This window comes from Bacillus sp. FJAT-49736 (genome assembly GCF_018343615.1).
Taxonomy (GTDB): Bacteria; Bacillota; Bacilli; order Bacillales; family Bacillaceae_C; genus Margalitia.
The window spans coordinates 296,510-311,475 of sequence record NZ_JAGYPI010000002.1 but is presented as its reverse complement, the minus strand read 5'-3'; the positions used below and the strand labels follow the sequence as shown (position 1 = coordinate 311,475).

The 14,966-nt window shown below is 38.1% G+C and carries 8 protein-coding genes and 1 pseudogene; 8 read left to right on the top strand and 1 reads right to left on the bottom strand.

Going from position 1 to position 14,966, the window contains the following annotated elements; translation table 11 throughout:
• Nucleotide 1: 1 nt before the first annotated feature.
• The 7 genes and pseudogenes from KHA87_RS13030 (at nt 2) to KHA87_RS13000 (ending at nt 10,997) form a co-directional block, all read left to right on the top strand.
• Entirely contained in the window at nt 2-1,003 is a 1,002-nt protein-coding gene (locus KHA87_RS13030) for a sensor histidine kinase (protein ID WP_213094596.1), read from the top strand.
• Between the two features lie 175 nt (nt 1,004-1,178).
• Nucleotides 1,179-1,862 carry an ABC transporter ATP-binding protein gene (locus KHA87_RS13025; protein WP_213094595.1) on the top strand — a complete coding sequence of 228 codons (684 nt, stop codon included), beginning with the start codon at nt 1,179-1,181 and terminating at the stop codon, nt 1,860-1,862.
• Nucleotides 1,859-4,456: an FtsX-like permease family protein gene (locus KHA87_RS13020; protein WP_213094594.1), complete on the top strand. Its 2,598-nt coding sequence runs from the start codon at nt 1,859-1,861 to the stop codon at nt 4,454-4,456. Before KHA87_RS13025 ends, KHA87_RS13020 begins: the two co-directional genes overlap by 4 nt.
• Nucleotides 4,457-4,826: 370 nt before the next feature.
• Nucleotides 4,827-5,848, top strand: a pseudogene (locus KHA87_RS13015) (asparaginase).
• Nucleotides 5,849-6,132: 284 nt separating this feature from the next.
• Nucleotides 6,133-6,426 carry a DUF5658 family protein gene (locus tag KHA87_RS13010; RefSeq protein ID WP_213094593.1) on the top strand — a complete coding sequence of 98 codons (294 nt, stop codon included), beginning with the start codon at nt 6,133-6,135 and terminating at the stop codon, nt 6,424-6,426.
• Nucleotides 6,427-6,674: 248 nt separating this feature from the next.
• Nucleotides 6,675-9,470 (top strand): sensor domain-containing phosphodiesterase, encoded by a 2,796-nt coding sequence (locus tag KHA87_RS13005; protein WP_213094592.1) that lies wholly within the window; start codon nt 6,675-6,677, stop codon nt 9,468-9,470.
• A 172-nt stretch (nt 9,471-9,642) separates the two neighbouring features.
• Nucleotides 9,643-10,997 (top strand): IS3 family transposase gene (locus tag KHA87_RS13000; protein WP_213094591.1). Its coding sequence is split into 2 segments (ribosomal slippage): nt 9,643-10,096 and nt 10,096-10,997, totalling 1,356 coding nucleotides; the frame shifts between segments, so codons are not numbered across the junction.
• Nucleotides 10,998-11,055: 58 nt separating this feature from the next.
• On the opposite strand, the gene KHA87_RS12995 is transcribed toward KHA87_RS13000, so the two are convergent.
• Nucleotides 11,056-13,353, bottom strand: a complete 2,298-nt coding sequence (locus KHA87_RS12995; RefSeq protein WP_213094590.1) for a glucosaminidase domain-containing protein — start codon at nt 13,351-13,353, stop codon at nt 11,056-11,058.
• Between the two features lie 424 nt (nt 13,354-13,777).
• Here KHA87_RS12995 and KHA87_RS12990 point away from each other — a divergent pair, with 424 nt between their 5' ends.
• Nucleotides 13,778-14,962 (top strand): metallophosphoesterase, encoded by a 1,185-nt coding sequence (locus KHA87_RS12990; protein WP_213094589.1) that lies wholly within the window; start codon nt 13,778-13,780, stop codon nt 14,960-14,962.
• Nucleotides 14,963-14,966 lie beyond the last annotated feature (4 nt).

Genomic DNA, 14,966 nt, shown 5'->3' with positions numbered 1-14,966 from the left:
ATTGCTTCGGAATAAGGAAATTCAAATGCATCTTTTCACGATGTGCATCATAAGCTTAGCCGCCGTTACTGCCGCGGTTTTCTTTTCCATCGCAGCCATGCTGCTAATAATTATAGTCTCTATCTTGTTGATTGGCTGCAGCCTTCTTTTTACAAAGAGAAGATATCTGGATATCGAAAGGCTTTCCGGGTATTTACGGCAAATTCATAGCGGTGACTATTCATTGGACGTTCGAGATAATGTCGAAGGCGAGCTTAGTATTTTAAAAAATGATATTTATAAAGTGACAATGATGCTGTCAGAGCAAAGAGCACTGCTGCAAAAGGATAAGATACAGCTCACCAACGCCATTTCGGATATATCCCATCAACTAAAAACTCCGCTTACATCGATGATGATGATGTCCGATTTGCTTCGCGATCGCAATTTGCCTGCAGAAAAAAGAAGAGAATTCACGAAAAGCTTACGTAACCAGCTCGAACGATTAGAATGGCTCGTTTCCTCATTATTGAAGCTTTCTAAAATTGATGCAGGCACAGCTCATTTTAAGCAGGAGCCTGTGGTTGTGGAAAGGCTCGTCCAAAAAGCACTAGAGCATGTGCTAATTCCGATGGAAATAAAGGAACAAACCGTATCTATTATAGGGGAACATTCCGTAACCTTTTTGGGTGATTTTCATTGGACAGTCGAGGCACTAATCAATATTTTAAAAAACTGTGTCGAGCATACATCGGAAAATGGTGTCATTACCATTTTCTACTCGGAAAATGTTCTTTTTACGGAAATACGCATAAGTGATAATGGAATCGGTATCGAGAAGGCAGACCTGCTCAATATTTTTAAGCGTTTTTATAAAGGAAAAAATGCTGCCAAGGAAAGTGTGGGAATCGGCCTGGCAATGGCACATAGCATTATTACAAGTCAAAATGGCGATATCGAAGTGAAGAGTAAAAAAGGGGAAGGGACAAGCTTTCAAATAAAATTTTATAAACAAGTAATTTAGTTAGAGGTTTGTCAAAAGGAACTTCGTTTCGGTTATTAAAATAGCATTTTCTATAAAAGCAAAATGGTTAGTTCAAGAGCCTAAAGTTAAGTGACAAAACTGTCATTTTTATAGTCACTGCAATGTCATCTAAGCCAGTTAGACTAGACTTAAGCAAATATTTGGAGGTTTTCGTATGGAAATTTTAAAAATAGAACATCTGTCTAAACAATACGGCAAAGGTGAAACGGCAGTAAAGGCGCTTGATGATGTATCCTTTTCAGTAAAAAAAGGCGAATTTGTCGCTATTATTGGTCCTTCCGGATCCGGTAAATCCACGCTGTTGCATTTACTGGGAGGTGTTGATCGACCGACGAGCGGTAAGGTTTTTGTAGATAATACCGATATTTATAGTCTGAATGAAACACAGCTTGCTATTTTCCGCAGAAGACAAATCGGATTAATCTATCAATTTTATAATCTAATTCCGGTTTTAACAGTGGAGGAAAATATTACGCTTCCTCTACTGCTGGACGGACATAAGGTGGATAAGAAGCAATTTCAAGATACGGTAAAGCTTTTAAACCTGGAAAATCGTTTACACCATCTCCCAAACCAGCTATCGGGTGGGCAGCAGCAGAGAGTTTCAATCGGCCGGGCACTCATCAGCAATCCTGCCATCATGCTGGCTGATGAGCCAACTGGTAATCTTGATAGCAAGAACAGTAAGGAAATCATTGATTTATTAAAAATGTTCAATAAAACCTTCAACCAAACCTTGATAGTCATTACTCATGATGAAGGCATTGCTCTTCAAGCAGACCGAGTTATCAGCATTGAAGACGGAAAGATTGCCAGCGATGAGGTGATTCGTCCGTGAATATTGTCAACAAGCTTACGTTAAGACATATGAAGCTGAACAAACGAAGAACACTTGTCACCATAATAGGGGTTATTATTTCCGTTGCGATGATAACAGCGGTTGCAACTCTTTTCGTGTCGTTTTTGGATTTGATGAAAAGGCAGGAAATTGCCGACAATGGGGAATGGCATGTTTTATATAAAGATGTAAATATAAAACAGTTAGAAGCTATTGAAAAAGATGATGCCACTAAAAAGACGGTCATTACACGGGATGTTGGCTATGCTCCATTAAAGGGTGGACAAAATAAAAGCAAGCCTTACTTGTTTATCAAACAATATGATTCTAATGGGTTAAAACAGTTTCCGATTGAGATGGAAAAAGGGAGACTGCCACACGCTGCAAATGAGGTTATCATTTCTGACCATATTTCCACTAATGCAAAAGTGAATTTAAGCATCGGGGATAGCATTACGCTGAACATTGGTGAGCGAAAAATGACAGATGGTGGCCAAACAGATCATGTGCCCGGGCAAATAGATCCGTTGCAAATGGAAAACGGAAAGGTAGTCGAGACTTTTCAAAAGAAATTAACAAAAACCTTTACGGTTGTCGGTATAATGAAACGGCCAACCTGGGAGCCAACCTGGGCACCAGGGTATACCGTTATTAACTATGTGGATAAAGGGGTGCTTGGTCCGAAGGAAACGGTTGATGTTGCTGTAATTTTAAAAAAAGTAAATGGTTCTTTATACAAGCATGCAAAAGAACTTGCAAAGAAAAACGATATCCAAACGGTACAGTTTAATAATGAATTACTTCGCTATTATGGAGTTACTAGTAATGATGGGTTAAAACGCACTTTATTTACCTTAACGGCTATTATTATGGGAGTTATCATCCTTGGCTCCGTTTCTTTGATTTATAACGCCTTTGCGATCTCGGTATCCGAGCGTTCCCGTCATTTAGGAATGCTGTCCAGCGTTGGAGCTACAAGGAGACAGAAACGGAATTCCGTTTTATTTGAAGGAGCTGTCATTGGTTTGATTAGTATACCGCTTGGTATCTTTTTCGGACTTGGTGGTATTGGAATAACCTTTTTATTTATTAATACAATCATAAAAGGTGCACTAGGGATGGAGGAAAAGCTTCATTTGACCATTACTCCGACCTCCATCTTGATAGCCTGTGCAATCTCAATGCTTACCATTATGATTTCTGCATATTTTCCGGCAAGAAGGGCTTCCAAAGTTTCTGCCATTGATGCGATCCGCCAATCAACGGATGTAAAACTTACAGGGAAAACGGTTAAAACATCTAAATTTGTGCGGAAGGTTTTCGGCTTTGAAGCGGAAGTAGGATTGAAGAATCTAAAGAGAAATAAACGAAGATACCATGCGACGGTTTTTTCCCTCGTGATAAGTATTGTCCTGTTTTTAGCGGTTTCTTTCTTCACAGACAATTTGAAAAAGTCGCTTGTTCTTTCGCAGGATAATGTGAATTATGATATACAGGTATCCATAGATGGCAAAATGACGAAGGCGGAAGCGGATTTGTTTAAGTCCATTGCCGGGCTTGGCGATGTTACGGAAGCCAGTGAAATAAGAGAAATGAATGGGAATGCTTGGGTTGACAAAGCACATATCGCCAAGGAATTAAAAGTTGAGGGCTATGAAAGTCAGCTTCAGAATGGCAAATTTCCGTATTTTATTCAAGTACATGAATTAAGTGATAAAAATTTAAAGGCTTATGCAAAATCAGTTGGTGCTGATTATCGGCAGCTGATAGATCCGAATCATGTGTCAGGGATCGTCATCGATACTATCTCTTATGAGGATAGGGATGCGAAAAAGTATGTAGAAACAAAAGCTATTTATGCTGAAGCAGGTCAAAGTATTGATGTAAGCTATATGAATCCGGAGACTGAAAAAGAAGAAAGACTAGGGAAAGTGACCTTTGCAGCCTTGACGGACCAATTGCCGATTGGCATATCGCCGCCAGGTGTGGGTGGCTTAGAAATTATTGTATCGAAGCAAGGTATGAGTCAATTGCTTAGAAACTATCCTACAGGCGATATTCAATCATTTCTTTATTTAAAGAGTAAGGATCCGTTAAAAACGCAAGATGAAATTGTAAAAATCGCACCAGGCAATACGTATGTCTACAATGTGTATAAATATCGACAGCAACAAGAACAGATGATTCTGTTAATGTCAGTCTTTTCGTATGGATTTATCGCACTGATGACAGCGATCTCTGTAGCGAATATCTTAAATACGATTACAACCTCCATCTCACTGAGAAAAAGGGAATTTGCGATGCTCAAATCTGTCGGTATGACTCCAAAAGGCTTTAATAAAATGATTAATTATGAAAGCATCTTCTATGGCATGAAATCATTGTTATACGGTCTTCCGGCTAGCGCTGTCATCATGTATTTGATCTATCTGGCATTGAGGAACAGCTTCCGTTACGGATTCTCGTTTCCATGGTTGGATGTTATCTACGTCATCGTAGCAGTATTCATCATTGTCAGCATCGCAATGCTATACTCTAGCTCCAAGGTAAAAAGGGAAAACATTATCGACTCTCTCAAACAGGAAAGTATTTAAGAGGATGGTGCTAGGCACCATCCTCTCCATATTTAGAGGACATGAGTTCCCTTATTTGTGAATAAACAGGTAAAATCCTTATTCTTGAGAACACACAATCCGTTATCTAGCTAGTTAACGGTGATTTTTAGCGTTTTTTTTTTTTTGTAAATAGGGTATCCTGTGTCCTTTTAGCCAAAAAAATATCGCTATTTTTGATGAATAAAGGATCCTTTTGTCCTTTTTAACATTATGGCAGGATATCCCCAAAAAACTACCAATGCTACTAAGTTTAAGAACTCATCTTCCCATAAAATAGTATTGCAATTTCGTATTTTCTGTTTTATTGTTATTTCGAATAACTAAATAATTTTATAATGGGGATGAGGAAATGGAAGCCGCACAACTTGTACATGTTCATAGAGGGAAAATGCTGGAGAGTGTTCATAAAGGTCATATTGCTGTTGTGGATTCAGAGGGGAATCTTCTCTATCAGGCGGGAAATCCGTACCAAATGGTATTTGCCCGTTCGTCCATGAAACCCGTTCAGGCGATTCCGCTCATTGAGACGGGGGCGGCTGATTTCTATCAATTTGACGATGCAGATATTGCTCTTAGTTGTGCATCACATAATGCAGAAAAGCAGCATACAAATCGAGTATTATCTATTCTAAGCAGAATTGGTCTAGAAGTGAAGGATCTCAAATGTGGCACACATAACCCTAGATGGGAAGAGGTATACGAGGAGTTAATCCGTGATGGAAAGCCAATCACACCGTTATATAATAACTGCTCAGGTAAGCATAGCGGGATGCTCACAACTGCTCAGCATATGAATGAAACAGTGGAAGACTACTATAAATTAGATCATCCTGTTCAGCAACGAATTTTAGAAGCAATTAGCAGCATAGCCGAATATCCTATTGAGAAAATAGAGATTGGCATCGATGGATGTGGAGTTCCCGTTCATGGAATGCCTTTAGATAAATTGGCATATTGCTATGCGCGTATGGCCAAACCTACCGGCTTAAGCAATGAGAGAACAACTGTTGTGAAACGGATCGTTCAAGCGATGATGAACGCACCGGCGTTGGCGGTACAAATCGTTTTTGCTCAGATTTTATGAGGGTAGCAGCTGGCAAAGCATTTGGAAAAGCTGGCGCAGAAGCAGTGTACTGTATTGGAGATATGGAAACAGGAATTGGAATTGCTATAAAAGTAGAAGATGGAAATGGCAGGGGAACCAATCCGGTAGCTGTTGAAGTATTAAAGCAATTAAAGCTATTAAATGATGAACAGTTGGAGCAATTAAAGGACTATCATTATCCTCAATTAAAAAATTGTCGTGAGGAAACGATTGGGCAACTGTCACCTGTATTTCAGTTGGAAAGTGTAAAAAGCCAAGTGCAATAGGAGCAATAAAAGTAGTGCAAAAATGCAAAGATAGTTCTTTGCATTTTTTTGTTCTTTAGGACAGGAATTTAACCCTGTGCAACAGCTTCTTAATAAATTGACTATGTCTAGCTACACTGTTTTTCTTTCTAAATGTAAAAGTCGAAAACATTTTAAACTTTCCTTTCAAAGTTCGGGGAATTTCCCTTTCATCCTTTGGTATAAAAAGAATAACAAACAGTGAAAATGGAAGAGGGATTTTTTTGTTGAATGTTCGTTATTAAGAACTTACAAAGGAGATTAAAATGCGTGCACTTTTATATTATTTAGCCATTCTGAATTTAATGGACGCCTTCATTACCTTTTTTGGGCTGTACTATTCGTATATTGCCGAGGCAAATCCTCTTATGAATCTACTCTACGAAATTAATCCTTATCTATTTATTAGCTTGAAAGTTGGCTTAACTATTTTATTACTATTCCTTACGAACAAATGGAAGGCTTTCCATTCTCCACTTCCAAAGATGCTGGTCGTATTCGCCTCCACCCTATACACTCTTGCCTTCCTGCTTCACAGTTACTGGCTTTGGAATGTGTGATCTAGGAACGTGCTGGGTGCTAGTCACCACCGCTAGGAATTCCACGTCCACCACAGTGCTGTTTTTTGGGTGCATGACACCACGAATCATAGCGCCACACAAGGGTTAAATTACTAAAAAGTATTTAATATTTGGTGAATTTTGTCGAAATAATATATAGAGGTATAAGTTGACGTGATTTCCCGCATTATTGATAGCCTATGAGTTTTCGGGAATTCTAAATTTGTTATGGAAATGGAGAAAGAGTGATGTTGAATGAACAAACGAGGTATTCTCGCCTCGCGAATTTAACGAAGCTGATCAATACGAAACACGAATTGCGTGAAGTGTTGGAGCATGTGGTCACTGCCATATCAGAAGAAATCGTTCAATGTGACTCTGTTGGTATTTATTTACCTCAGGAGAATGGTACATATAGAGGATATGTTGGGAAGCCAGATACCATTAATGGAATGACGCTCGATATGCATGTCATTGATTTGGAAATGGACCTCCTGGCAAAGGAAGTAATTGAAACGAAAAAGACAATCTACATACCAGATACTTCGAAGGATAACCGGCCCGATCCGAGGGCGGTGGAAGGATTTCAAATCAAATCGTTGTTATGCCTCCCCATTTCCTATGAGAATGAAATATTCGGCCTTGCCTTTTTGTTTGATTATGGCATACCGATGAATCTAACAGAGTCCGAGATTCAATCGGTAGAGGCTTATGTCAATATGGCCGCTGTTGCGATACGAAATGCAAATTATTTATCCTACAAAGAAAATCTGATTACGGAGAAACAGCTTTTACTTGACGTGACGCAGGAACTATCTATGTGCTCTTCCTTGCAGGATGCAATTGATAAATGTTTTTCCTATGTCGGCAAGGTTCTCAATAATTTCAATGTTGGTGTTCATCTCCTTGATCCGATTGCGGAGAAAAGAATAAAGCCTGCCAAATTAAGCAAGGAAAGTGATTGGACAGAAGAGGACTGGATGGAGACACATAATAAGATCAAGATTGATCAAAGCAATGATCCTGTTATCCAAGAAGTCATTCGCACGAAAAAAGCGGTTCTTATTCCGGATGTATTTGCTGACGACAGACCTAATCATGAACTATGCAGAGAATTTGGTATGAAAAGTCTATTTATGATCCCGATGGTATCCTTGGGAGAAGTACTAGGAATTATTGTCATTGTTAATCTAAATGAGGAGGCCCATATTTATTCGAAGGCCGAAATTCGTTTGACCCAATCTATAGCAGATGCTACAGCATCCACACTTTCCAACCTATTATATATGGAAAAGCAGGAGCTTATTATAGAAGAAAGAACGCTTGAAGTAACGGAAAAAAATAAAGAGCTTGAGAGAGTTGTAGCAGAATTGCAGCAGCTGAGTCGTGAAAATGAATTAATTCTTAATTCCGCTGGGGAAGGTATATTCGGCCTGGATCTTAATGGGAAAATCACCTTCTGCAATCCTGCTGGAGAATTTATGTTGGGGTATAAAACGAAAGGTGAACTGATTGGCAAGCCATCCAGCGTTATTTTTAATCATTTAGAATACGCAAAGATATTCACGGAATCATCTAGTAAAAAAAGCCAATATAATACGGATACGGAGTTTTTTCGACAAGATCAATCAAGCTTTCCAGTTGAATTTGTCATTTCCGTGATACGGGAAGAAAATAACATCGTCGGTTATGTTGTCACCTTCAAGGATATTACAGAAAGAAAGCAAATGGAGGAAAAAATTCGTTATCACGCCTATTATGATAGTGTGACCGATTTGCCTAATAGGCTGCTTTTAACGGACAGGTTGAAACAAGGGCTTTCTTATGCAGGAGTTCATCATGAAAAAGCAGCTTTGCTTTATCTTGATCTAGATCGTTTTAAGTATCTAAACGATACACTTGGACACAGCTACGGGGATCTTTTACTTCAAGAGGTTGCAAAACGATTAAATCATTGTACGCCAAACAGTGCTACCGTTTCCCGGCAGGGCGGAGACGAGTTCACCATCTTTTTGCCTAATATAAAAGGGAAGAAAGATGTATTAACGGTCGTGAACAAAGTAATAGATTCCTTTTCAAAGCCTTTTTATCTCAAAGGGAATGAGCTTTATATTAAAACAAGTATTGGTATCAGTGTTTTTCCAGAGAACGGAGAGACGTCAGAAGCCTTAATTAAAAATGCCGATACAGCGATGTATAAAGCAAAGGAAATTTCAGGTAATAGCTATCATTTCTTTAGTACAGGAATGGATGCACGAACGATTGAAAAAGTGGAACTTGAAAGTGCATTATATAAGGCATTGGATCAGGAAGAACTGGTCGTTTATTATCAGCCGCAAATCGATTATATGACAAAAAAAATAGTCGGCGTGGAAGCCTTACTAAGATGGAAGCACCCTGACAAGGGAATTATTTCTCCGGACAAATTCATACCGATCGCAGAGGATACCGGGTTGATTGTTCCGATTGGGGAATGGGTTTTGAAGGAGGCCAGCAGCCAATTGAAAAAATGGCAGGCGCAAGGCTATTCCGACATCAGTATGGCGGTTAACTTATCGGTTCGCCAATTTGAACAGAATAATTTATTTTCGATGATTAAAAACACATTAAAAGAAGTGGGGTTATCACCTGAGTTTTTACATCTGGAGCTAACGGAAAACCATATTGTAAAAAACACCGGGACCACCGTACAGACAATAAAGCAATTGAAAGATTACGGTATTATCATTGCGATTGATGATTTTGGAACAGGCTATTCATCCCTCGGTTATTTAAAGGATCTGCCTATTAATGCATTAAAAATTGATAAATCCTTTATTCAAGATATGACATGGGATAATGATAACGCGGCCATAACGAATTCTATTATTACGTTAGCGCAAAACTTGAATTTGAATGTTATTGCGGAGGGTGTTGAAACCGTAGAACATGCAGAATTTTTAGCAGATAGAAGCTGTTACTTGATGCAGGGGTATTATTTCGGCCGTCCTATGACTGCTGAGGACATTGAAGAGGAATTCCTGAAAAAAGCCGTTATCCAATAGTCCTTGTTATAGAGAAGTTCATATGAATGAGCTTTTATACCAGGTGAGCAGCAAAATTATTTAATTTCATGCGATGACAGTACATTAAAAATCTATTAAAAACGACAAAGGCTATTATGAACTGCACCCCAATTGTTAGACACGTAATCTAACAATTGGGGTGTATTTTTTTATGGCGAAATTTAATGCAGAAGAAAAATTACAAGCTGTTACTCGTTATTTAAATGGGAATGAGAGTTACAGAGAAATCGGAAAATCTCTAGGGCTAGATTTTAGACACATCTATAAATGGGTGAAGCAATTTGAACATAATGGGGTAGAAGCTTTTATTAAACAATGTACAAGTTATACACAACAGTTTAAACTGGATGTACTAAATTTTATGACTGAAAATGGCGCATCCTTAACCCAAACAGCAGCTATATTTAATATTCCTGCACCTTCTAGTATTCTTGTTTGGAAAAATCAACTCGAAACACAAGGTATTGATTCCCTTCAGTCAAAGAAAAAGGGGCGTCCATCCATGAAAAACGAGTCAAATAAACAACCAAAACAAGCACTAGCTGAAGGTTCTGTTGAAGCATTAGAAGCGCGTATTAAACAGCTTGAAATGGAAAACGAGTATCTAAAAAAGTTGAATGCCTTAGTTCAAAACAAGGAAAAATCACCAAACAAGACAAAGCGCAAATAGTCTATGAGTTAAGGCATAAATATTCGGTGAAAGCACTTGTAAAGCTCGCTGGCATTCCACGTAGCACGTATTATGACTTAGTGAAACGAATGAATAAGCCTGATCCAGATGCCGATTTAAAAGTAGAAATTAAAGCGATTTATGAAGAACACGAAGATCGTTATGGTTACCGTCGTATTCGTGATGAGCTAGCGAATCGTGGGAAGAAAGTGAATCATAAGAAGGTTCAGCGTATCATGAAAGAGCTAGGGTTAAAATGCCTTGTACGTATGAAAAAATATATATCTTATAAAGGTACTGTCGGTAAAATTGCGCCGAATCATTTAGACCGTCAATTTACAGCGGACGCCCCAAACGAAAAATGGGTGACAGATATTACGGAATTTAAATTATTTGGAGAAAAGCTGTATTTATCGCCTGTATTAGATTTATTTAATCGTGAGATTATAACGTATACCATCGGCTCTCGACCAACGTATTCATTAGTATCGGACATGTTAGAGAAAGCATTAGAACGCCTACCGGAAGAGCACCAACTACTGATGCATTCAGATCAAGGCTGGCACTATCAAATGAAACAATACCGCCATCAGCTTCAAGCAAGGGGAATAAAACAAAGTATGTCTCGTAAAGGAAACTGTTACGACAACTCTGTGATGGAGAACTTTTTCGGGATACTGAAATCAGAATTCCTTTACTATAAGGAATTTGAAAGTGTAGGACATTTTAAACTAGAATTAAAAATATATATCGAATATTATAATACGAAACGGATGAAGGCAAAATTAAAAATGAGTCCGGTACAATACCGAACTCATTTTGAGCAAGCTGCCTAATGAAATAACCGTGTCTAACTTTTTGGGGTCACTTCATTATAGCCTTTGTCGTTTTCTTTTATAGATAAACTGGAACTTCATATAGTAATGTGAATTTTGTTAATTGATTATAGAGCATTGCTAAGGTTGAAGTTTGTTTTACTGCCCAGCCTACATCTGTTGCATATTGATGGTTTGCTCTGTTTAAGGTCGCCATCGCATCTGGGTTCCAACGCATTTTATACAATGTGTCTTGTCCATTGTTAATATAGTTAGCAGAAACAAATTGTGCACCTTCAATAATGGCTTTATCAATCGATGTCCATCCATGATCATATGCATATTGGGCACCGAGTTGAGTAGGGTTACTATCGTATGCTCCGATGCCATATACGTTATAGACCGTTTTGCCATTGATTTTAACACCTTTAGCTAATGCACTTGTTCCATTGCCCGTCTCTAAGAAGGAATGGCTAATTAAATATAATTCACTAATATTATATGTTTTTGCGGCCGTAATAAAAGCCTGCCCATGTCCTGCAAGAACACCTTTTCCCTTTAAAATATTATTATTCAGCTCTTTTGCATCTGTTCCGGCGTAGCTGGATAGAATAAGGAACTGATAATAATCCGTAGAACCTTGAGAGAAATTGGTCGGATCCATATAATATGCAACTTGGGCTGCTGTTGCATTCACTTTTCCTTGACCGTCTGCCTTAGGGCTAGCCTTCATTTGCATCGCAACGGCATCGGAAAGGCTTAGGTTATAGTTGGTTAGCTTTTGAATGCTGACATCGCTTTTACGAATATAGCCGTTAGTTGCTACACCATTAATATATACGACACATTCATACCAGTTCGATGTAAATGTTTTGTAGGAAAGAATGGTGAATTTGCTATAGCTTTTTAGCACCTTTGTACTTGTAGCTGGCCCAGAGTAGATGACAGTTGGGCTCTTTTGGGCAATCCCCTTCAATGATTGCTGTGGGGATACCGCATTTTCTACATCACTTGCTTCAATATAACCTTGCGTTGCTTTTCCTTTAATATAGACAGTAGCTACGTACCAATCAGCTGTAAAGGTTGTGTATTTCAATACAGCACCTTGTGCATATGTTTTTAATGATTTAGAACTAGAGGAAGCCTTCGTATAAACATTTGTTTGTGTATATCTGCCGATTCCTCTTAAAGTTACCGGAGACGTAGTAATTTCCTCTACATCGTACGCACTAATGTAACCGGTAGTTGCCTGTCCATTTATGTACACTGTACATTCATACCAATCAGAGGTGAAGGTTTTATATGCTAAAATACTTCCTTCATCATATTTTTTTATTACTTTTGATGTAGTGGAGGCTTTTGAGTAAATTGCTGTTGGACTGTTTAATCCAATACCTCTCTTAGATTGTTGATTGTCAACAACGTCTTCCACATCGGATGCACTAATGTAGCCTGTCATCGCAGTGCCATTGATAATAACCGTACAACTATACCAATCATAGATTGGCGCTTTCATTTTCAAGGTAGATCCTTGAGAATAGCTTTTGATTACGGTTGAATCCGTTGACGGCTCAGAATAAATATTAGTTGGACTAGCTAGACTAGTTCCGTATAAGAATGGCTGGGAATCTTCTGTGATTTCCACATCGCTAGCATTTATATAACCTGTTGTTGCTACTCCGTTAATAATAACGGTACATTCGTAAAACGCTGCCACTGGAACATTATATTTTAATATAGATCCTTCAGGATAGCTTTTCAGGATACTTCCATTTGCGTCTTGCGAGGAATAAACATTTGTTGTGCTATTTAAAGCAATTCCCCTTCGCACTTGATAAGCTGTGTCTATGGATGCTTTGGCAACAAATGTCTTAATAGTGGATGTCTGATTACTTGCATCTTTGGAAGATTCTAGATCAGAAGCACTTGCAGCTTCTTTAGTATCCTTGCTAGGAGCTAGAATTCTTGCCTTTTGTACAGGTTCATTCTTTATTTTTGACTGATCATCCTGCTTAGAGGTATCAGTCTCCGTATTGTTTTGTTCCTGATTCACCAAACAATCATTTTTAATGAACCCTGTCACAGATTCTTGTGAATTAGGGTCATTATACATAACCTTTGAGAATTCGGTACCCTTTTCTATAATTGTAACTTCTGATGATGAAGGGATTGTTGTAAGAATACTACTATCCTCCGAATCCTCTGACCAAAGATTAACAGAATCTGATCCATTTTGGTCCGCTACAACTATAGCCTTACTAGTGTTATTTGTTTGGACTATTTGCTCATTTGTCTCTGCTTTACCGACAACTGGAAAAATAGATAGAAGCAGCAAGAAAGCTACAAGAAACCTACCTATTTTCTTTGTTGTTTGCATGGAATCCCCCCTAAATTATAAAATTGGTAGCTAATAATTGCTGTTTTCGTATAAATTACTGCCTTCGTACATTGCTATAAATCCTAATAATGGGTTAGTTTCTGGGCATCTTTTCTTTAAAAGATGATTGATTCTTAACCCAATTAGAATGTTTTGAAAGTATTAGACTACAAAAGCAACATTATATAAGAAAAGAGCCTTATTAATCTACTAAATTATTCTAACATATTTCTGATTTCGAAAAATAGGAGATTGTAAGTATTTGTAGAAATTAGCTGAAAAAACTAGTTTTTTGGATGGTAATTGGGAAAAAAGTCATAGAAACATAGAAACGATAAGAATGTATTAAATGCGAATGATACATATACTTCCTGCAAAAACTATTAATCCAAAACTTATTTATGTGGAGGGGGTGAAGTTTATTTTGACTATACGAAGAATGCTTATGGCAGTGCTGTTGATTTTCTTTATCATTTTTTCTAATACCAATCGCCCGTCATTGGCAGAAGAATTATCAACATCATCCATTGTCCATTTACGGATCCTAGAAACGACGGATATACATGGTCATATTTTGAATTACGACTATTTAAGAGGCAGATATACAAATGAATATGGGCTTGTTCGGACATCTACTCTTATAAAGCAGGCACGTAGGGAGGTTCTAAATACTCTCTTATTCGATAACGGAGATTTACTTCAGGGTAATGTTTTAACCAATTATGTAGCGAGGGAAGGGAAGGTCCTACTAGGGGAGACGCATCCAATTTATAAGGCAATGAATTTGTTGGGATATGATGCAGCAACCTTTGGAAATCATGATTTTCATTACGGATTCCCCTTTTTGCAAGCATCCATTAAAGGAGCGAACTTCCCATATGTAAATGCGAATATGTACATCGAAGACCATGATAACATTGGCATTAATGATATTCATTATTTTAATCCATATATGATTTTAGATAAAAAAGTAACCGATATTAATGGTTTCCGTCATCATTTAAAGGTTGGTGTAATCGGATTTGTCACGCCGAAAGTGATGGATTGGGAAAAAAGAGCTCTTGGTGGACGTGTAAGAGTAAGGGATATTACGGCTACAGCGGAAGAACTCGTGCCAAGAATGAAGGAAGCAGGGGCTGATATTGTAATCGTTCTAGCACACACCGGTTTAACTTCTCCGTATAACATAAATGAGGAAAATTCGGTATACCCTCTTAGTAAGGTTCCCGGCATAGATGCCATTCTTTTTGGACATTCGCATAAAGTTTTTCCTGATCGATCGAAATACAAAAGGGTACCTGGAATTGATAATAAAAGAGGTACCATTAATGGTGTTGCTGCCGTACAAGCAGGGAGCTGGGGAAGTCACTTAGGACTTATTGATTTACTTTTGGAATATAAAAATGGCCAATGGACTGTCATTCATTCACAATCATCTGCCAGATCTATTTTTAAACGAACGAAAAACGGGATTGAGCCGACGGTGAAATCTGATGAAGAAGTAAAGAATGCAATTATAGATACACATAATAAAGCAATCCGAAATTATGAAATTGAAAGCAGGGACATTCGAGTAGAAGCAGAGCTAACAAAAAAGCCGGATATCTAATATC